The organism is Massilia sp. P1_C10 (assembly GCF_056406475.1).
This window is the reverse complement of the sequence record NZ_JBFUAC010000002.1, coordinates 215,182-232,900: the sequence shown is the minus strand read 5'-3', so window position 1 is coordinate 232,900 and position 17,719 is coordinate 215,182. Positions and strand designations below refer to the sequence as shown.

Annotated in this window: 21 protein-coding genes; 16 read left to right on the top strand and 5 right to left on the bottom strand. The window is 62.8% G+C overall.

The genetic code is table 11. The features are described from left to right. Positions 1-154: 154 nt before the first annotated feature. From flhD to AC1D02_RS05190, 15 genes are all read left to right on the top strand, one after another. Positions 155-472, top strand: a complete 318-nt coding sequence (gene flhD / locus AC1D02_RS05260; protein ID WP_477314431.1) for a flagellar transcriptional regulator FlhD — start codon at positions 155-157, stop codon at positions 470-472. A 59-nt stretch (positions 473-531) separates the two neighbouring features. Continuing rightward, positions 532-1,083, top strand: coding sequence for a flagellar transcriptional regulator FlhC (flhC, locus tag AC1D02_RS05255; protein ID WP_477314429.1), 552 nt, complete (start codon positions 532-534; stop codon positions 1,081-1,083). A gap of 73 nt (positions 1,084-1,156) precedes the next feature. Next, complete coding sequence (locus tag AC1D02_RS05250; protein WP_477314427.1) at positions 1,157-1,888, top strand: class I SAM-dependent methyltransferase; 732 nt, start codon at positions 1,157-1,159, stop codon at positions 1,886-1,888. A 191-nt stretch (positions 1,889-2,079) separates the two neighbouring features. After that, a complete protein-coding gene (gene motA, locus AC1D02_RS05245; protein ID WP_477314425.1) occupies positions 2,080-2,940 on the top strand; it encodes a flagellar motor stator protein MotA in 861 nt (286 codons plus the stop codon). A 39-nt stretch (positions 2,941-2,979) separates the two neighbouring features. After that, positions 2,980-3,912, top strand: coding sequence for a flagellar motor protein MotB (gene motB, locus AC1D02_RS05240; protein WP_477314423.1), 933 nt, complete (start codon positions 2,980-2,982; stop codon positions 3,910-3,912). Continuing rightward, positions 3,909-4,460, top strand: coding sequence for a chemotaxis protein (locus tag AC1D02_RS05235; RefSeq protein ID WP_477314421.1), 552 nt, complete (start codon positions 3,909-3,911; stop codon positions 4,458-4,460). Before motB ends, AC1D02_RS05235 begins: the two co-directional genes overlap by 4 nt. Positions 4,461-4,509: 49 nt before the next feature. Beyond that, positions 4,510-4,875, top strand: coding sequence for a response regulator (locus AC1D02_RS05230; protein WP_477314419.1), 366 nt, complete (start codon positions 4,510-4,512; stop codon positions 4,873-4,875). A gap of 51 nt (positions 4,876-4,926) precedes the next feature. Beyond that, complete coding sequence (gene cheA / locus AC1D02_RS05225; protein WP_477314417.1) at positions 4,927-7,101, top strand: chemotaxis protein CheA; 2,175 nt, start codon at positions 4,927-4,929, stop codon at positions 7,099-7,101. A 53-nt stretch (positions 7,102-7,154) separates the two neighbouring features. Beyond that, positions 7,155-7,652 carry a chemotaxis protein CheW gene (locus AC1D02_RS05220; RefSeq protein WP_477314415.1) on the top strand — a complete coding sequence of 166 codons (498 nt, stop codon included), beginning with the start codon at positions 7,155-7,157 and terminating at the stop codon, positions 7,650-7,652. Positions 7,653-7,754: 102 nt separating this feature from the next. Further along, positions 7,755-8,609, top strand: a complete 855-nt coding sequence (locus AC1D02_RS05215) for a CheR family methyltransferase (protein ID WP_477314413.1) — start codon at positions 7,755-7,757, stop codon at positions 8,607-8,609. Positions 8,610-8,629: 20 nt separating this feature from the next. Continuing rightward, positions 8,630-9,235, top strand: coding sequence for a chemoreceptor glutamine deamidase CheD (cheD, locus tag AC1D02_RS05210; protein WP_477314411.1), 606 nt, complete (start codon positions 8,630-8,632; stop codon positions 9,233-9,235). A 17-nt stretch (positions 9,236-9,252) separates the two neighbouring features. Beyond that, complete coding sequence (locus AC1D02_RS05205) at positions 9,253-10,317, top strand: protein-glutamate methylesterase/protein-glutamine glutaminase (RefSeq protein ID WP_477314409.1); 1,065 nt, start codon at positions 9,253-9,255, stop codon at positions 10,315-10,317. 125 nt (positions 10,318-10,442) lie between these two features. After that, complete coding sequence (gene cheY / locus AC1D02_RS05200; RefSeq protein ID WP_477314407.1) at positions 10,443-10,841, top strand: chemotaxis response regulator CheY; 399 nt, start codon at positions 10,443-10,445, stop codon at positions 10,839-10,841. A gap of 1 nt (position 10,842) precedes the next feature. Beyond that, on the top strand, positions 10,843-11,508 hold the full coding sequence (gene cheZ, locus AC1D02_RS05195) for a protein phosphatase CheZ (protein ID WP_477314405.1): 666 nt from the start codon (positions 10,843-10,845) through the stop codon (positions 11,506-11,508). Positions 11,509-11,547: 39 nt separating this feature from the next. Further along, on the top strand, positions 11,548-12,753 hold the full coding sequence (locus AC1D02_RS05190) for an EAL and HDOD domain-containing protein (protein WP_477314403.1): 1,206 nt from the start codon (positions 11,548-11,550) through the stop codon (positions 12,751-12,753). 121 nt (positions 12,754-12,874) lie between these two features. On the opposite strand, the gene AC1D02_RS05185 is transcribed toward AC1D02_RS05190, so the two are convergent. Continuing rightward, the gene (locus AC1D02_RS05185) at positions 12,875-13,288 is read right to left on the bottom strand and encodes a BLUF domain-containing protein (RefSeq protein ID WP_477314401.1); all 414 of its coding nucleotides are present in this window, start codon (positions 13,286-13,288) and stop codon (positions 12,875-12,877) included. A 614-nt stretch (positions 13,289-13,902) separates the two neighbouring features. On the opposite strand from AC1D02_RS05185, the gene AC1D02_RS05180 reads away from it, so the two are divergent. Further along, the gene (locus AC1D02_RS05180; protein WP_477314399.1) at positions 13,903-14,166 is read left to right on the top strand and encodes a hypothetical protein; all 264 of its coding nucleotides are present in this window, start codon (positions 13,903-13,905) and stop codon (positions 14,164-14,166) included. A gap of 92 nt (positions 14,167-14,258) precedes the next feature. On the opposite strand, the gene panC is transcribed toward AC1D02_RS05180, so the two are convergent. The 4 genes from panC to AC1D02_RS05160 form a co-directional block, all read right to left on the bottom strand. After that, positions 14,259-15,098, bottom strand: a complete 840-nt coding sequence (gene panC / locus AC1D02_RS05175; RefSeq protein WP_477314397.1) for a pantoate--beta-alanine ligase — start codon at positions 15,096-15,098, stop codon at positions 14,259-14,261. Positions 15,099-15,128: 30 nt separating this feature from the next. After that, complete coding sequence (locus AC1D02_RS05170; protein WP_477314395.1) at positions 15,129-15,968, bottom strand: segregation and condensation protein A; 840 nt, start codon at positions 15,966-15,968, stop codon at positions 15,129-15,131. A gap of 8 nt (positions 15,969-15,976) precedes the next feature. Continuing rightward, entirely contained in the window at positions 15,977-16,186 is a 210-nt protein-coding gene (locus AC1D02_RS05165; RefSeq protein WP_477314393.1) for a DUF3460 family protein, read from the bottom strand. A 75-nt stretch (positions 16,187-16,261) separates the two neighbouring features. Beyond that, a complete protein-coding gene (locus AC1D02_RS05160; protein WP_477314391.1) occupies positions 16,262-17,578 on the bottom strand; it encodes an enoyl ACP reductase FabMG family protein in 1,317 nt (438 codons plus the stop codon). Between the last annotated feature and the right edge of the window lie 141 nt (positions 17,579-17,719).

Sequence of the window (17,719 nt, the reverse complement as noted above, 5' to 3'; positions counted from 1 at the left end):
GAGTTTGTCAGACAAACTCGGACGGGTCGCGTTCGCCATTCCCCTATCGAAAATACAGAGCCCGGCCTATTCACGGATAGTTTCCGTACGGTCAGAATGTATCCCACTGGCAATAACAAAACGGGCCAGTTTTCAACGGATCTAGGAGATGGAAATGACTGCAAACGACATGATGGCGGAAATTCGTGATGCGAACCTGAGCTACCTGATGCTCGCGCAACAGATGATCCGTGCTGACAAGGTCACCGCGATTTTCCGTCTCGGCATTTCCGCCGAGATCGCCGACCTGATCCAGGGCATGAGCAACGCCCAGATCCTGAAGCTGGCCGGAGGCAACATGATGCTGGCCCGATTTCGATTCGATGACGGAGCCATCCTGTCCATGCTGACCAATTACAACAAGGACCGCAGCCTGGCCCAGTCGCACGCCGCGATCCTGATGGCCGGCCAGCCTGTCGAAGAGATCGCTTAAGCTCTTGCCGCGCCGCCGCAGTACTTCGCATTGATCAGCATTCGACAGGGAATAGACACATGAGCAAGAAAAGCGTCGTTACGGAAGCCCAGGAAATTCAACTGGCCATCGAGCTGATCCAGCTGGGCGCCCGCCTTCAGCTGCTCGAGACCGAAGTGACGCTGTCGCGCGAACGCCTGCTCAAGCTGTACAAGGAACTCAAGGGCATGTCGCCGCCGAAGGGCATGCTGCCGTTTTCGACCGACTGGTTCCTGACCTGGCAGCCGAACATCCACTCCTCGCTGTTCATCAACATCCACAAGTTTCTCGTCGAGCACGCCGGCGCCACCGGCATCGAGGCGGTGATGAAAGCCTACAAGCTGTACCTCGAGCAAATGCCGCCGGAGCCGGGCGAAGAGCCGCTGCTGTCGCTGACGCGCGCTTGGACCCTGGTGCGCTTCTTCCAGAGCAACATGCTGACCACCGCGGCGTGCTCCTGCTGTCAGGGCAAGTTCGTCGTCAACGGGCTGGACCTGAACCAGGATTACCAGTGCGGCCTGTGCCACATGCCTTCGCGCGCCGGCAAGACCAAGAAATCGAAAGACGCCGCCGCCGCGCTGCTGGCAGCGTGATCGGGCGCAACACCACGAAGCTGGGGTCTGGTCCTGCGGACCTGACCCCATTTTGCATTCTGCGGCGCCGGTAATGCGCGCCCCCGCCGTTCGCGCGCTGCTGATCCAGCTTGCCGCGCTTCCCCTTACTTATATAGTCCTGCTCTTGCTGGCGCCCGCCGGCCTGCTCACCGCCGCGCTGGTGCAAGGCGCCATCGCGGCGCTGCTCAGCTGGTGGCGCAAGCTCGCCCCCTGGTGGCTGGCGATCCAGTTCGCGTTCCCGCTGGCGCTGGTGGCCGGCGCCGCACTGCAGCTGCCGTCCGGGCTGTTTTTGGCCGGCTTCCTGATCCTGCTATTAGTATACTGGTCGACCTTCCGCACCCAGGTGCCGTACTTCCCGTCGGGCCGGCGCGCCTGGGACGAGGTGGCGAAACTGCTGCCGCCCGAGCGCCCGGTGCGCCTGGTCGACATCGGCAGCGGCCTCGGCGGCCTGGTGCTCGAGCTGGCCAAACGCCGGCCCGACTCGACCTTTTCCGGCATCGAACTGGCGCCGCTGCCGTGGCTGGCCAGCCGGCTGCGCGCGATCGGCCGCCCGAACGCCCATTTCGTGCGCGGCGACTACGAGCGGCTCGACTTCGCCGACTTCGACGTGGTGTTCGCCTACCTATCGCCGGCGGCGATGGCCGCGCTGTGGCGCAAGGCCTCCGCCGAGATGCGTCCGGGCACGCTTCTGCTCAGTTATGAATTCGTCATCGAGGCGAAATCGCCGGACATGACCATCGTGCCTGCAGGTCCCGGTCCGCTGCTTTACGGATGGCGCTTTTAGACGACATACCTCTAACAAGGGGGCGGTTTTGCTTGCAGGGAAATCCTTCTCACGCTATTGTAGTTCCCTAGAACAATTTTTTGGTGGGGCGCCGGACTGCGATGTTGGCGCCCTTGCCATATTCGGCACCGTAATTATCAACTTGAACACCCCGGCCCCCGCCGCGCGGTGCACCTTGGGAGTCAGCGCTCTTGTTAGTCATCATTGGTTATATCGTCGTCTGCGCCTCGGTGTTCGGCGGATTCGTGCTCAACAAGGGCCACCTGGCGGCGCTGTTCCAGCCGCTCGAGTTGCTCATGATCGGCGGCGCGGCGGTGGGTGCATTCCTGGTAGGTAACAACGGCAAGGCGATCAAGGCGACGATCGCGGCCCTGCCAACCCTGTTCAAGGGTTCGCGCCACACCAAGGAACTGTACATGGAGATGATGTCGCTCCTGTTCGAGATCCTGTCGAAGGTGCGCAAGGAAGGCCTGATGTCGATCGAAGGCGACATCGACAAGCCGGAAGAGAGCCCGCTGTTTTCCAAGTACCCGGGGGTGCTGGCCGACCACCACATCGTCGAGTTCATGACCGATTACCTGCGCCTGATGGTGTCGGGCAACATGGACGCCTTCCAGATCGAAAACCTGATGGACAACGAAATCGAGACCCATCACCACGAGGGCGCCGTGCCGGCCCACTGCATCGCCAAGCTGGGCGACGGCCTGCCGGCGTTCGGCATCGTCGCCGCGGTGATGGGCGTGGTGCACACGATGGAGTCGGTGGGTATCCCGCCGGCCGAGCTGGGCATCCTGATCGCGCACGCGCTGGTCGGCACCTTCCTCGGCATCCTGCTGGCATACGGCTTCGTCGGCCCGCTGGCCAGCCTGCTCGAGCAGAAGCTGGAAGAGTCGACCAAGATGTTCCAGTGCGTCAAAGTCACGCTGCTGGCCAGCCTGAACGGCTACGCGCCTGCGCTGGCGGTCGAATTCGGCCGCAAGGTGCTGTACTCGACCGAGCGCCCGACGTTTGCCGAGCTGGAAGACCACATCAAGAAAGCAAAAGCGAAGTAATTGCCATGGCCCACATGAACACTGATCACCGGAGCGACCATGGCCGATGAGGGCTTGAGGCCGATTATCGTCAAGCGCATCAAGAAGACCGCGGGCGGCCATCACGGCGGCGCGTGGAAGATCGCCTACGCCGACTTCGTGACGGCGATGATGGCCTTCTTCCTGCTGATGTGGCTGCTGGGCTCGACCACCAAGGGCGACCTGAACGGCATCTCCGACTTCTTCAAGACGCCGCTGAAGGTGGCGATGTCGGGCGGCTCCGGCTCGGGCGACAGCTCGTCGGTGATCCAGGGCGGCGGACGCGACCTGACCCGGCGCGACGGCCAGATCAAGAAGGGCGAGATCCCGGCGACCAAGAAGACCTACGACCTGAAGGCGGCCAAGGAAGCGCTCGAGCGCGAGGAGGGCATGCGCCTGAAACAGCTCAAGGCCAAGATCGAGGCGACCATCGAAGCGAACCCGCTGCTGAAGAAATACAAGAATCAGTTGTTGCTGGACATCACCAGCGAGGGATTGCGCATCCAGATCGTCGATGAACAGAACCGGCCGATGTTTGCGCTGGCGAAAGCCGAACTGCAGCCTTACACTCGTGAAATTCTGCACGTCATCGGCATCGTCCTCAACGAGGTGCCGAACCGCATCGGCCTGTCAGGCCACACCGATTCGACCCCCTACCTGTCGGACATCGGCTATAGCAACTGGGAACTGTCCACCGAGCGCGCCAACGCGTCGCGCCGTGAGCTGATCATCGGTGGCATGGCCGAGAGCAAGATCCTGCGCGTCGTCGGCCTCGCATCGGCCGCCAACCTGGACCGCAAGGATCCCTTCAATCCGATCAATCGCCGCATCAGCATCATCGTCATGAACAAGAGAACCGAAGAGATGGTCATGAGCGACAACGCGTCGCAGCAGACGCCGGCCCCGGCCGAAGCCGCCGCGCCCGTGCCATCACCAGCGGCGGGCGCAAAATGACGCACCGCCAGAAAATCCTCGGCTCGCACGTCAAGCGCCTGCTGTCGGGCGTGTCCGACCACGGCCGGCGCCACCTGACCGAAGTCGAGACCGACCTGGTGCAAACCGAATTGCTGCTCGAAGAAGCGGTGGAAAAGCTCACGCGCAGTTTCATGGCGATCCACAAGACGGTCGGCGCGCGCCAGGACAGCATCAACCTGATGCTCAACGGCGGCACCCCGAGCGAAGAAGAGATCGACCGCATGCGCGGCATGTCCGGCGAGATCGGCATCCACGTCAACAGCGCGATCACCAGCATGCAGTTCCAGGACATGACGAGCCAGCTGATCGACCGCACGCTGAAACGGGTGACCGGACTGCGCGCCTTTCTCGGCACGGTGGGCGAGCACGGCGCGCGCATCGAGGCCGAAACCGGCAGCGACGAAATCGTCGAACTGCTTGGCCAGGTCAGCATGGCGCTGGCGATCCAGTCGCTCGAGCTGCGCAGCACCTTGCGCAAGTCGGTCGAACAGCAGCATCTCGAAAGCGGCGACATCGAGCTGTTTTAAGCTCGCCCCCCAATCACACTAACCAGACTTAAAAAAGCAGGAGCAGAAAATGGCCAAAACAATTCTCGCAGTCGACGATTCGAGCTCGTTGCGCCAAATGGTGGCGTTCAGTCTGAAGGCGGCCGGCTACCAGGTGGTCGAGGCGGTCGACGGCCAGGACGGGCTCGAGAAAGCCAAGCTGCAGGCGGTCGACCTGGTGCTGACCGACCAGAACATGCCGCGCATGGACGGCCTCGAGCTGATCAAGCTGCTGCGCGCGCTGCCGGCGTACCAGAAGACGCCGATCCTGATGCTCACCACCGAATCGTCCGACGAAATGAAGTCGAAGGGCCGCGCGGCCGGCGCCAACGGCTGGCTGGTCAAGCCGTTCGATCCGCAGCGCCTGATCGAAGTCGTGAAGAAGGTCATCGGCTAAGGGCCGCGACCGGCAACAGGGGTATAGCATGACGCATCACGGAGTTTCACCATGACCATCGACATCAGTCAGTTCTTCCAGGTCTTCTTCGATGAAGCCGAAGAACTGCTGGCCGAAAAAGAGCGCCTGCTGCTGGCCGTCGACATCGACGCGCCGGACGCCGAGCACCTGAACGCGATCTTCCGTACCGCCCATTCGATCAAGGGCGGCGCGTCGACGTTCGGCCTGAACGACATGTCCGAGGTCACCCACATCCTCGAGTCGCTGCTCGACCGCATCCGCAAGGGCGAGATGGCGCTGACCGCCATCCACGTCGACGCCTTCCTGGCCGCCAAGGACATCCTGAAGATGCAGCTGGACGGTCACCGCAACGGCGCCGCCGTCGACCAGGACGCCGTGGCCGACGTGCGCATGATGCTGCAGGAGCTGTCGCAGGACGTGGTGCCGCTGGCGACGCCCGCCGTGGCGCCGGCCTTCGTGCAAACCGAAGCGAAAGCCAGCACCGCGCCGGGCGGGCGCCGCTACAAGGTCGAACTGCCGGTCTGCGAGCAGCGCGACGTCAACGCGCTGGCCGCCGAACTGGGCCTGCTGGGCCGCATCACGGTCGCGCCGATCGAGGGCGGGCGCCACGCGCTGATCCTCACCACCCACGAAAGCCTGGAAGACATCGTCGCCATCTGCTCGTTCGTGCTCAATCCCGACGACCTGAAAATATTTGAAGCGCCGGCGCTGACGCCGGAGCAGCGCAAGATCGAGAACGCCGAACGCGCCAAGGTGGAAAAGGAGCTGGGCTACGGCTTCTTCGACCCGCTCGACGCCGACGACGAAGCGGCGGCCGAGCCGGAGCTGTCGGACGACGAGCGCGGCTACGGCTTCTTCCAGCCGATCGAACAGATTCGCGCCAACGCCGCCGCATCGGCGCCGGCGCAGGAAAGCAATCCTTTGCCGTCGTCGCAGCGCCCGGAAGCGCTCGAGATCAGCGAAGTGGCGGCCGAGAAGAAGGCCGCAAAAAATGACAAGAGCGGGGCACCCGGCGCCGAGTCGTCGTCGATCCGCGTGTCGATCGAGAAGGTCGACCAGTTGATCAACCTGATCGGCGAACTGGTGATCACCCAGGCGATGATCGAGCAGCGCAGCGACGGACTCGATCCGATGGTGCACGAGCGCCTGCTCAATAGCGTCAGCCAGCTGACCCGCAACACCCGCGACCTGCAGGAAGCGGTGATGTCGATCCGGATGATGCCGATGGACTTCGTGTTCTCGCGCTTCCCGCGCATGGTGCGCGACCTGGCCGCCAAATTGGGCAAGAAGGTCGACTTCATCACCAGCGGCGCCGCAACCGAATTGGACAAGGGCCTGATCGAGCGCATCGTCGATCCGCTCACGCACCTGGTGCGCAACTCGATCGACCACGGCATCGAGATGCCGGCCGCGCGTATCGCCGCCGGCAAGACCGAGACCGGCCGCCTGTTCCTGTCGGCTGCCCACCAGGGCGGCAACATCGTCATCGAAGTGTCCGACGACGGCGGCGGGCTGAATCGCGAGCGCATCCTCGAGAAGGCGCAGCAGAACGGCATCCCGGTCACCGAGAACATGAGCGACTCCGACGTCTGGCAGCTGATTTTCGCGCCGGGCTTCTCGACCGCCGAAACGGTGACCGACGTGTCGGGCCGCGGCGTCGGCATGGATGTCGTCAAGCGCAACATCGCCGCGATGGGCGGCACGGTCGACATCCGCTCGGCGCGCGGCTTCGGCACCACGATGTCGATCTCGCTGCCGCTGACGCTGGCCATTTTGGACGGCATGTCGATCCGCTGCGGCGAGGAAGTGTACATCCTGCCGCTCGGCTTCGTGGTCGAGTCGCTGCAGCCGGCGCCGGAAGACATCAAGGAAATCGCCAACCGCGGCCGGGTGCTGAAGGTGCGCGGCGAGTACCTGCCGCTGGTGCCGCTGCACCAGATGTTCGAGATCACGCCGCGCTTCACCAACCCGAGCGAAGGGATCGTCGTGATCCTGGAGTCGGACGGGCGCAAGGCCGCGCTGTTCGTCGACGAACTGGTCGGGCAGCAGCAGGTCGTGGTCAAGAACCTCGAATCGAATTACCGCAAGGTGACCGGGATTTCCGGCGCCACCATCCTCGGCGACGGCGGCGTGTCGCTGATCCTGGATGTCGCGGCGCTGATGCGGTCGTCGCGCCAGCTGGCCGACGACGCCGTGTTTTCATAATTAGTCTCATTTCATTCACGTTTTTTTCGCTCTACACCAGATAGGAAACCACCATGTCGATGACATCCATCACCAACAAGGCCGACGCACATGACGGCGCAGGCAGCGAGTTCCTCGCCTTCACCCTCGGTTCCGAGGAATACGGCATCGATATCCTGAAGGTGCAGGAGATCCGCGGTTACGAAGCGGTCACCCGCATCGCCAACGCGCCCGAGTTCATCAAGGGCGTGATCAACCTGCGCGGCATCATCATCCCGGTCGTCGACATGCGCATCAAGTTCAACCTGGGCACCCCGGTGTACGACCAGTTCACGGTCGTCATCATCCTCAACATCGGCGGCCGCATCATGGGCATGGTGGTCGATTCGGTCTCCGACGTGACGACCCTGTCGCCGGACCAGGTCAAGCCGGCGCCGGAAATGGGCACCGCGTTCAACTCGGACTACCTGATCGGCCTGGGCACCGTCGACGAGCGCATGCTGATCCTGGTCGACATCGACAAGCTGATGTCGTCGGGCGAGATGGGCCTGATCGAAAAGATCGCCGCGTAATAAAACCGCTTGTCGTTCCTGCGGCCAGGCGCCCCCCCTACGCAGGAACGACGGGCTGGAAGTCAGCGGCTCGACTGGCATGACCCTGGAAGGTGAAGCACCGTGTTGCAAAATAAAGTAGAGTCCGCCAAGGAATTCGATTTCACCCGCAGTGATTTCGAAAGAGTCCGCGCGCTGATCTACAAGCGTGCCGGCATCTCGCTGGCCGACAGCAAGCAGGAAATGGTCTACAGCCGCATCGCGCGGCGCCTTCGGGCGACCGGCCTGGTCTCGTTCGCGACCTACCTCGACGAACTGGAGGCCGGCCGGCTGGGCGAGGAATGGGAGTCGTTCACCAACGCGCTGACCACCAACCTGACCTCGTTTTTCCGCGAAGCCCACCATTTCCCGCTGCTGGCCGAGCACCTGAAACGGCTGCCGCCGGGCCCGATCACCATCTGGTGTTCTGCCAGCTCGACGGGCGAGGAACCGTATTCGATCGCGATGACCGCCTGCGAGGCGTTCAACAGCCTGAGCCCGCCGGTGCAGATCATCGCCACCGACATCGACACCAACGTGCTGGCGGTCGCCGCCAAGGGCGTCTACGGCATCGAGCGGCTCGACAAGATGCCGGCCGAGCGCGCCAAGCGCTTTTTCCTGCGCGGAAAAGGCGAGCAGGAAGGCCTGGTGCGCGTGCGCCCGGAGCTGCGCCAGCTGGTCACGTTCAAGCCGCTCAACCTGCTGGCCGACGGCTGGCCGCTGACCGGGCAGTTCGACGTGATTTTCTGCCGCAACGTGATGATCTATTTCGACAAGGCGACCCAGCGCAAGATCCTGGCGCGTTTTGTACCGCTGATGAAGCCGCACGCATTGCTGTTTGCGGGCCACTCGGAAAACTTTCTGTACGTCTCGGAAGCGCTCAAGTTGCGCGGCAAGACGGTGTATGAACTCGAAGAAGGCCGTGCCGGCGCCAGCTAGCCCGCACGAAAGAAGCGATCATGGATTCAAAAGAACAATTTGCCACCAACGTCTATTACGACCGGACGTTCGATTGCGACGCGGCCAAGATTTTGCCTGGCGAGTACTACCACACCGGCAAGGACATGCTGATCGTGACGGTGCTCGGTTCGTGCGTGTCGGCCTGCATCCGCGACCGCGTCACCGGCCTGGGCGGCATGAACCACTTCATGCTGCCGGACGGCGGCGGCAGCGACGCCAACAGCCCGGTGTCGGCCTCGATGCGCTATGGGACCTACGCGATGGAGGTGCTGATCAACGAACTGCTCAAGTCCGGCGCGCGGCGCGAGAACCTCGAAGCGAAAGTGTTCGGCGGCGGCGCCGTGCTCAAGGGCTTCACGGCGATCAACGTCGGCGAGCGCAACGCCTCGTTCGTGATCAACTACCTGAAAATGGAGAAGATCCGGGTGCTGGCCGAGGATCTGAACGATATTTACCCGCGCAAGGTGTATTTCTTCCCGCGCACGGGCAAGGTGCTGGTCAAGAAACTGATGCAGACTCATAACGATACGCTGGCGCGGCGCGAGCAGGAATACGCCGGCCGCCTCAAGGTCGCGCCCGTCGGTGGCGAGATCGACCTGTTTTGAACGTGAAGGCAATGCCCATGAAGATCAAAGTACTGATCGTGGACGACTCGGCGCTGATTCGCAGCGTCATGAGCGAGATCATTTCCAGCCAGCCGGACATGGAAGTGGTCGGCGTCGCCCCCGATCCGCTGGTCGCGCGCGAGCTGATCAAGCAGACCAACCCGGACGTGCTCACGCTCGACGTCGAGATGCCCAAGATGGACGGCCTCGATTTTCTCGAAAAGCTGATGCGCCTGCGCCCGATGCCGGTGCTGATGGTGTCCTCGCTGACCGAGCGCGGCTCCGAAATCACCATGCGCGCGCTGGAACTGGGCGCGGTGGACTTCGTCACCAAGCCGAAAATCTCGATCCAGAGCGGCATGCGCGAATACACCGAACTGATCTCCGACAAGATCCGCGCCGCCGCGCGCGCCCGCGTCAAGGCGCGCACGCTGGCCCAGGCCAAGCCGGGCGAGGCGCTGCAGCAGCTGCGCAATCCGCTCATTTCGTCGGAAAAGCTGATCATCATCGGCGCGTCGACCGGCGGCACCGAGGCGATCCGCGAGTTCCTCACGCAGATGCCGTCGGACTGCCCGGGCATCCTGATCGCCCAGCACATGCCGGAAGGTTTTACCACCTCGTTCGCGCGCCGCCTCGACGCCTTGTGCAAGATCAGCGTGCGCGAAGCGCAAGGCGACGAGCGGGTGCTGCCCGGCCACGCCTACATCGCGCCGGGCCACTCGCACCTGACCCTGGTGCGTTCGGGCGCCAACTACATGACGCGGATCGACCAGAACGACCCGGTCAACCGGCACCGGCCGTCGGTGGACGTGCTGTTTCGCTCCGCGGCGACGGCGGCCGGCAAGAACGCGGTCGGCGTGATCCTGACCGGCATGGGCAAAGACGGCGCGCTCGGGATGCTCGAGATGAAAAATGCGGGCGCGTATAATTTCGCGCAGGATGAAGCTTCTTGTGTCGTGTTCGGCATGCCGCGCGAAGCGATCGCGGTGGGCGCCACCCACGAAGTGGCGGCGCTGACCGAGCTTCCAGGTAAAGTCCTGAATCATTTAGCAACGCAAGGCGGACGCTCGTTGCGCGTCTGACCGGATATATCCGCTTTCCTTGTGAGTTTTATCGCCGTACGGCAACAAAAATGCTATCCTTTAGGCTGCTTCTCCGTGTGAAGAAGTGTGCTGATAACCAGATTAAAGAATCAACGGAGTAATTCATGGCTGACCCAAAAATGCGTTTTTTAGTTGTTGACGATTTCTCGACGATGCGTCGCATTGTCCGGAATCTGTTGAAGGAACTGGGTTACGCAAACGTCGACGAAGCCGAAGACGGCGTGATGGCCCTGGCCAAGCTGCGCAGCGAGCCCTTCGATTTCGTCGTGTCCGACTGGAACATGCCGAACATGGACGGCCTGACGATGCTGCAGAACATCCGCGCCGACCCGAGCCTGGCCAAGCTGCCGGTGCTGATGGTGACGGCCGAAGCGAAGAAGGAAAACATCATCGCGGCGGCCCAGGCCGGCGCCAACGGCTACGTGGTCAAGCCGTTCACGGCCGCCACGCTGGATGAAAAGCTGAACAAAATTTTCGAGAAACTCGAAAAAGCCGGAGCCTGAAATGGGTGAGCACAACGCCGCCGGCATGGCCGACACGGCCGCGCCGGCGGGGAGCGATTCGCACGAAGAAGTGTTGAGCCGCATCGGCCACATGACGCGCACGCTGCACGACAGCCTGCGCGGGCTGGGGCTCGACAAGCTGATCGAAAAAGCCGCCAGCGACATCCCGGATGCGCGCGACCGCCTCGACTACGTGGCGCGCATGTCCGAGCAGGCGGCGCAGAAGGTGCTCAATGCAACCGACGCGGCCAGTCCGCTGCAGGACCGCATCGACACCGACGCGCAGCAGCTGTCGGCGGCGTGGGACAAGCTGCTCGACGCGCCGGAGACGTCCGACGCCGACTGGCGCGCGCTGGCCGAGCGCACCATCATGACGCTCGACGCCACCCGCGGCGCCACGGTCGACACCAAGGCCTACCTGATGGACATCATGATGGCCCAGGACTTCCAGGACTTGACGGGCCAGGTGATCGGCAAGGTCACGACGATCGCGCAGAACCTCGAACAGCAGCTGGTGCAGATGCTGGTCGATTTCGCGCCGGCCGAGGTCAAGCGCGAGTTCGACAACAGCCTGCTGAACGGGCCGCAGATCAACCCGGCCGGCAACAGCGAAGTGGTAGCCAACCAGGGCCAGGTCGACGACCTGCTCGACAGCCTGGGCTTCTGAATTTTCTCCCCGCAGTAGCAACACCGAAGCGATCTCTCCATGCATCAGACTAATTTCATTGTGCGCGAACCGCTGCTCGATCCGAAGCAGCGGGTGATCGGATACGAGCTGTCGTGGCGGCAGGACGACAGCCAGCCGGTGACGGACGAGGCGCTCGAAGCGCTGATCGGCTTCGTGGCGGAGAACGTCAACGACGAAGAAACCGGCTGGCTGCTGCGCGACAAGGTGCTGTTCCTCGACGCGGTGCCGCCGATGCTGTCGACCGACGCGCTGCACGCGATGCCGCCGGAGCGCACGGTGCTGACGATGAAGGCGGCCGACATGGCCGACGCCGACGTGCTGGCGGCGGTGCAGGGCTTGCGCGCGGGCGGGGTCGGCATCTCGCTGCGCGGCGACCTGGGACACCTGGGCAAGAACCTCGGGCAGAGCGCCTCTTATATCGAAGTGAAATTTTCCGGCGGCGACGTCGCCAGCCAGGCGCGCGCTTACGCCGCGGTCAAGCAGTCGACCGTGCGCATGGTGGGGCGGCCGGTGTCGACCTGGACCGACTTCGACGCCTGCGCCGCGCTTGGGCTCGACGCCTTCGTCGGCAAGCTTCACCTGACGCCGCGGCCGGGCAATCCGGTCAAGGGCATGAACCCGGCGCAGCAGATCATCCTGCAGCTGATGCAGATGGTCACGGCCAACGAAGACATCCCGAAGATCGAAAGCGTGCTCAAGCGCGATCCGGCGCTGTCGTACAAGCTGCTGCGCTTCATCAACTCGGCCGGCTTCGGCAGCGGGCGCGAGATCCAGTCGCTGCGCCAAGCCATCACCTTGCTCGGCTATGCGCCGCTGTATCGCTGGCTGACCTTGCTGCTGGCCACCGCCAGCACCAGCGGCTATTCGCCGGTGCTGATGGAAACGGCGGTGGTGCGCGGCCGCCTGGCCGAACTGCTGGGCGCGCGTTTCCTGCCGCGCGGCGAAGGCGAGAACCTCTTTGTGGCGGGCATGTTCTCGCTGCTCGATCGCCTGTTGGGCCTGCCGATGAAGGAAGTGCTCGACACCATCCAGCTGCCGGACGAAGTGGTGCGCGCGCTGCTGACGCGCGGCGGCATGTACGGGCCGTACCTGGCGCTGGCCGAGGCGTGCGAGCTCAATTCGCACCTGGTGGCGTCGCTGGCCCAGTCGCTGGGGATCAGCCCGCTGGAAGTGAACAAGGCGCACCTGTCGGCGCTGGCGTGGGCGCAGAACGTCACGACCTGAGATCGCACATGGCAGGCTGACCGGCGGGACGCGGCAGTCGCACGAGGCTCCAGGCGGCAAACAAAAAAACCGGGTAATTTCCCGGTTTTTTTACGCGTCTGACGATCGATAGCCTGTCGGATCAGCCATTGAAAATTTTAAGCAAGGTCACTGCAGGGGAGGCCGCTCCAATTTTGCGGTCATTCTTCGCAGCGTCAATCACCTCGATCAAGTCCTCGTATTTGTCCGCCTGCCGATCGTCCAGGTTGGTCATGTTCATGCTCCAACGCGTGAAAGTACGGAACTTGGCCGGTTCATTGTAGAGGAGGCGGGAGTGCTTGTGACGTGGATCTCCTTCGATCTTGTGATAGAGATCTGTAATGGTTTGGATCGGCCCTTCGAGCACCTGTAAAAACCATCCGCCGTTGTAGAACAGGCTTCCGGTTACATCGATTTTCTGGTTATTTTCCTTCGAGGTGCGCTGGATGGCGTTAAGCTCCTCACCGGACATTTTACGCACGGACTGACTAATATAAACGAGCTGGTTGATCGTCATTACTGCCCCTCTCAATGAGTTAATACTGCACGCGGGAATCGAAGAAGCATGTGGGATGATAACAGGCAACATATGTCAACGCTAGGATTGTCCTGGACAATTGGAAGCAATCCGCACATTTGTTGCTTTTTGGAACGTACCCTTCAGCGGTGCTGAGATCGTCTCGAATTCGTTTGATTGGGCGGTACCGCCAACACCGAGTGCGTCGCGAAAATTTCACATCAGCCAAATTATGTTGATTGGGTATGCGCCTTGGGTAGCGATCCGATCTATACTAACTATCAAATTTCGTTGTCATTTTTTCCTTTTTTGGGAGGTGCGCGAATGGCCCCGCACGAACAGCCTGAACGGCGCGACGCCCGCAATCGGCCCTTGGCTTTGCTTGTGGATACTGGCGTGGTTTGCAGATTTTCCCTTGGCGACAGCGCCGCAAGACTTCTTTACCTGACACACAAAGTGCCATCCACGGTCGCCGCGCGCGTCTTGTACCATGACGCGCAACGAAGGCGGACCGATTTCGAATTGGCGATGGCGGAGCGCGGACACGTCGTCAAGCTGGCTCCGCTCGCGGATTGGGACATCGACCCCTAGGTTCGGAGGCAACGGGAGATCATATGGAGATAAAGGACTATCTTGCAGGTGCGGTGCGGGACGCGGTCTTGATCGACTCGTTGCATCGTGCGCTGTTTGCGATGCGGTTGACAAATGGCAGCACCATCATCATGAATGGTGTTCCCGGTACGCTCCATTTTGAAAATGAAATGGACCGACTGGAGCGCTCGCTGTATTTGCTGGGAATCGATGCTGGCGAGCCCTTGCCGACGCCTTCTGGCGGTCGGGACAGCCATAAATCCGGTCGATCCGGAAAAACCGGCTGACGAAGTATCAGCCGGTTGGTACGTCAGCCAGCAGGATACTTGGGTCTGACCCACAGGACCAGGCGTCCCCGTCAGACCCTAAGCGCAGAAGCCTAGATCTCGAGGTTGTCGATCAGGCGCGTCGTGCCCAGCTTGGCCGCGGCCAGCACCACCAGCGGCGCACCCTGCGCCAGGTCGCCGGCCGACGGCACCTGCAAGTCCGAACGCTTGCGCACCGAGATGTAATCCGGCGCCCAGCCGCGCTGCGCCAGCGAGTCCATCGCGTGGCGCTCGAGCGAGAAGATGTCGAGGTGGCCGGCACGCACTTCGCCCGCCACCATATTCAGCGCCTGGTACAGCGACGGCGCCTCGGCCCGCTCCAGTTCCGACAGGTACATATTGCGCGACGACAGCGCCAGCCCGTCCTCGGCGCGATAGGTTTCGGCCGCGATGATCTCGGTCGGCAGCGCGAACTGGCGGCTCATGTTCCGCACGATCATCAGCTGCTGGTAGTCCTTCTTGCCGAACACCGCCACGCGCGGGCGCACGCACGAGAACAGCTTCAGCACCACGGTGGTCACGCCGCTGAAAAAGCCCGGCCGGAACTCGCCTTCGAGCGTGTTGCCCAGGTCGTCCGGCGGACGCACGCGAAACTCCTGGGGCTCCGGGTACAGGTCCTTCTCGGTCGGCGCGAACAGCACGTAGACGCCTTCCTTTTCCAGCTTCTCGACATCGCTCTGGAACGTGCGCGGATATTTTTCGAAGTCCTCGTTCGGCCCGAACTGCAGGCGGTTGACGAAGATCGACGCGACCACCGGGTCGCCGTGCTTGCGCGCCAGGCGCATCAGCGACAGGTGCCCTTCATGCAGGTTGCCCATGGTTGGCACGAACGCGGTGCGCAATTGCCCGCTCAGCTGGTCGCGCAATTCTTCGATGGACGAGATAATTTTCATGGTGATTCAATGATAGTGGTAATGCCGGCGTCACGCCGGCGAATAGGCCAGCCGTACGTAGATCGGCGCGAACGGCTCGGCCTGGGTGATTTCGATCAGCGTTTCCTTGGCCAGTTCGAGCATGGCGACGAAATGCACGACGACGATCGGCACGCCGGCCTGGCCGGAAAACAGGTCGGCGAATTCGACGAAGCGCGATGCCTGCAGCTGGCGCAAAATCGCCGACATGTGCTCGCGTACCGACAGCTCCTGGCGGCTGATCTTGTGATGCTGGGTGAGCTTGGCGCGGCGCAGCACGTCGAGCCAGGCGCGCTGCAAATCGCTCGCCTCGACCTGCGGGAACACCGGCACGTTGCTCTGCTCGATGAACAGCTCGGGACGCGCAAAGTCCCGGTCGAGCTGGGGCAGGGCGTTGATGTCGTAGGCGGCCAGCTTGATCTGCTCGTACTCGAGCAGGCGCCGCACCAGTTCGGCGCGCGGGTCGTCGTGCTCGGCCTCGAGGTCGTGATGGCGCTGCGGCAGCAGCATGCGCGATTTGATCTCGATGAGCATCGCCGCCATCAACAGGTACTCGGCCGCCAGCTCGAGGTTGTGCAGGCGGATCTGGTCGACATACTTCAGGTACTGCAGGGTGACCTGCGCCATCGGGATGTCGAGGATGTTGAAGTTCTGCTTGCGGATCAGGTACAGCAGCAGGTCGAGCGGACCTTCGAAGGCGTCGAGGAAGATTTCCAGCGCGTCGGGCGGGATGTACAGGTCCGTCGGCATGCGCAGCAGCGGCTCGCCGTACAGGCGCGCCGTGGCGGCAACGTCGGGCACTGCATCGGCGCCGGGTTCGGCCAACAGCGCCGTCCCCTCGTCTGGCAACATGGCTTCGCTTACAGCTTGTTCTGGTACACGTAGGCTTGCTGCTTGACGCGCGAGTCGGCATTGCGCTGCTGCTCGGACAGCGCGGTCGGCGCCTTTTCCCACAGCAGGGCGCGGCCTTCGCGCTGGCCCACTTCGATTTCCGGGTTGGCTTCCTTCAGCTTCTTGATGAACAGGGTGTGCTCGGATTCGTAGCGGTCGTGTTGTTTGGAGAGTTTCATATTAGGCAAGTGTGTTGCGGACACGGTATTCTACCGCGAGCAGGACCCCGGCGCGCGGCGCCGGGGAAAACGGGATTACTTGTGCAGCGCGTTCAGCTCGCGCGCGATGATGTCGTGGTTGAGCCACAGCACCGGCGCGATCTTTTCGGCGGCCGCATGGAACATCAGCGGGCCGGTGCCTTCGAGCACCAGGCTCGACAGGTGATCGGTGATCAGTTCCTTGCGGTCCTTGTGCAGCTTGGTGATGTCTTCCGAGGTGCCGATCATCACGTCGGCCAGCGCCGGCGTGTTGTCCATCGGCCAGGCTTCGAAGTTGCGGAAGGTGGCGCTGGTGGCGTCCTGGTTGTAGGCCTCGATGGTGTCGAGGATCGACTGCAGCGACACGCCGTCTTCCAGCAGCGCCTGGCAAATCGCCCACTGCTCGTCGACCCAGGCGCCGCCGCCTTCCTTCTTCAGCGCGTTCAGCAGCGGGAACAGCGACAGCTCGACGCCGACGAAGATGTCGGACGAGTTGGTGCGGATTTCCGGGCAGTTGAACACGGTCGCGGCGATGCCCTGTTTCCAGGCCGCCTCGGCCACGCTTTCCAGGCGCATCTTGGCGTAGCCCTGGGTGTAGTTGGTGTAGGTCTGCCACTGGTACTCGCCGCCGATCAGGATCTCGGTGCCGTGGTAGCCGTAGGCGCTGTAGCGCACTTCGCCGCCGGCCTTCGTCACGCGCTCGCGGATCGCCGCGCTGGCGGTGATCAGGTGCTGCAGCGTGTTGGCGGTGACTTCGTCGAAGTTCATCAGGATCAGCTTGCCCAGGTCGCTGTCGAGCAGGGCGCGCGAGGACATGAAGCGCTCGCCGCGGCCCTTGTAGATGCGGTTGGCGATGGCCAGGAAAGCCTTGATCTTCGGGATGCCGCCGGCCATGGTGTGGGCGAAGAACACATTGGCGCCGTCCGGCACCAGCTTGTCGATCTCGGCCATGACGATTGCCGCCGAGGCCGAGAAGCGCTGCACGCCGGCCTGGCGGCATGCCTCGATCTTGTCCCAGTCCAGCTTGTCTTCCTGCCAGCTCTTCAGCGTGATCCCGGACAGCATCTCGGTCGGGTTCTGCTCGCCTTCGGGGGCGTCCAGGTCGAAGCCGGCCATCATCGGCTCGTTGATGATGCGCCCGCCCAGCTTGGCTTCGGCTTCGGCCAGCTCTTCCGCGTTGAGCGCGCGCAGCGCGTTGTTCTCGTCGCGGCGGCCGACGGTGATGCCGACGATGGTCATGCCCGCCTTGCGCGCTTCATCGATCAGGCCATTGGCGTAGCCGCGGCCGAACAGTTCGCCGAACAGGACGAACACGTCGCCTTTGCGAAACAGGTTGGCTTGCGGGATATGCCGTAAAGAGGTCAGTTCAGTCATGTCGGGTGTCGCTTTTCAAATGTGGGCGCGTCATGGCGCGGATTTCTCATCAACTGCACATTATAAACCCCGTCGCCGCTGTCAAACCAGTTCCCGGGGCTGAGTCGGGGGTTCGGTCAGGGACGTGACCCCGATGCTGCG

Coding starts and splice junctions, on each gene's coding strand:
- flhD (WP_477314431.1), top strand. CDS start 155: ATGACTGCAAACGACATGATGGCGGAAATTCGTGATGCGAACCTGAGC.
- flhC (WP_477314429.1), top strand. CDS start 532: ATGAGCAAGAAAAGCGTCGTTACGGAAGCCCAGGAAATTCAACTGGCC.
- AC1D02_RS05250 (WP_477314427.1), top strand. CDS start 1,157: ATGCGCGCCCCCGCCGTTCGCGCGCTGCTGATCCAGCTTGCCGCGCTT.
- motB (WP_477314423.1), top strand. CDS start 2,980: ATGGCCGATGAGGGCTTGAGGCCGATTATCGTCAAGCGCATCAAGAAG.
- AC1D02_RS05235 (WP_477314421.1), top strand. CDS start 3,909: ATGACGCACCGCCAGAAAATCCTCGGCTCGCACGTCAAGCGCCTGCTG.
- AC1D02_RS05230 (WP_477314419.1), top strand. CDS start 4,510: ATGGCCAAAACAATTCTCGCAGTCGACGATTCGAGCTCGTTGCGCCAA.
- cheA (WP_477314417.1), top strand. CDS start 4,927: ATGACCATCGACATCAGTCAGTTCTTCCAGGTCTTCTTCGATGAAGCC.
- AC1D02_RS05220 (WP_477314415.1), top strand. CDS start 7,155: ATGTCGATGACATCCATCACCAACAAGGCCGACGCACATGACGGCGCA.
- cheD (WP_477314411.1), top strand. CDS start 8,630: ATGGATTCAAAAGAACAATTTGCCACCAACGTCTATTACGACCGGACG.
- AC1D02_RS05205 (WP_477314409.1), top strand. CDS start 9,253: ATGAAGATCAAAGTACTGATCGTGGACGACTCGGCGCTGATTCGCAGC.
- cheY (WP_477314407.1), top strand. CDS start 10,443: ATGGCTGACCCAAAAATGCGTTTTTTAGTTGTTGACGATTTCTCGACG.
- cheZ (WP_477314405.1), top strand. CDS start 10,843: ATGGGTGAGCACAACGCCGCCGGCATGGCCGACACGGCCGCGCCGGCG.
- AC1D02_RS05190 (WP_477314403.1), top strand. CDS start 11,548: ATGCATCAGACTAATTTCATTGTGCGCGAACCGCTGCTCGATCCGAAG.
- AC1D02_RS05185 (WP_477314401.1), bottom strand. CDS start 13,288: ATGACGATCAACCAGCTCGTTTATATTAGTCAGTCCGTGCGTAAAATG.
- AC1D02_RS05180 (WP_477314399.1), top strand. CDS start 13,903: ATGGAGATAAAGGACTATCTTGCAGGTGCGGTGCGGGACGCGGTCTTG.
- panC (WP_477314397.1), bottom strand. CDS start 15,098: ATGAAAATTATCTCGTCCATCGAAGAATTGCGCGACCAGCTGAGCGGG.
- AC1D02_RS05170 (WP_477314395.1), bottom strand. CDS start 15,968: ATGTTGCCAGACGAGGGGACGGCGCTGTTGGCCGAACCCGGCGCCGAT.
- AC1D02_RS05165 (WP_477314393.1), bottom strand. CDS start 16,186: ATGAAACTCTCCAAACAACACGACCGCTACGAATCCGAGCACACCCTG.
- AC1D02_RS05160 (WP_477314391.1), bottom strand. CDS start 17,578: ATGACTGAACTGACCTCTTTACGGCATATCCCGCAAGCCAACCTGTTT.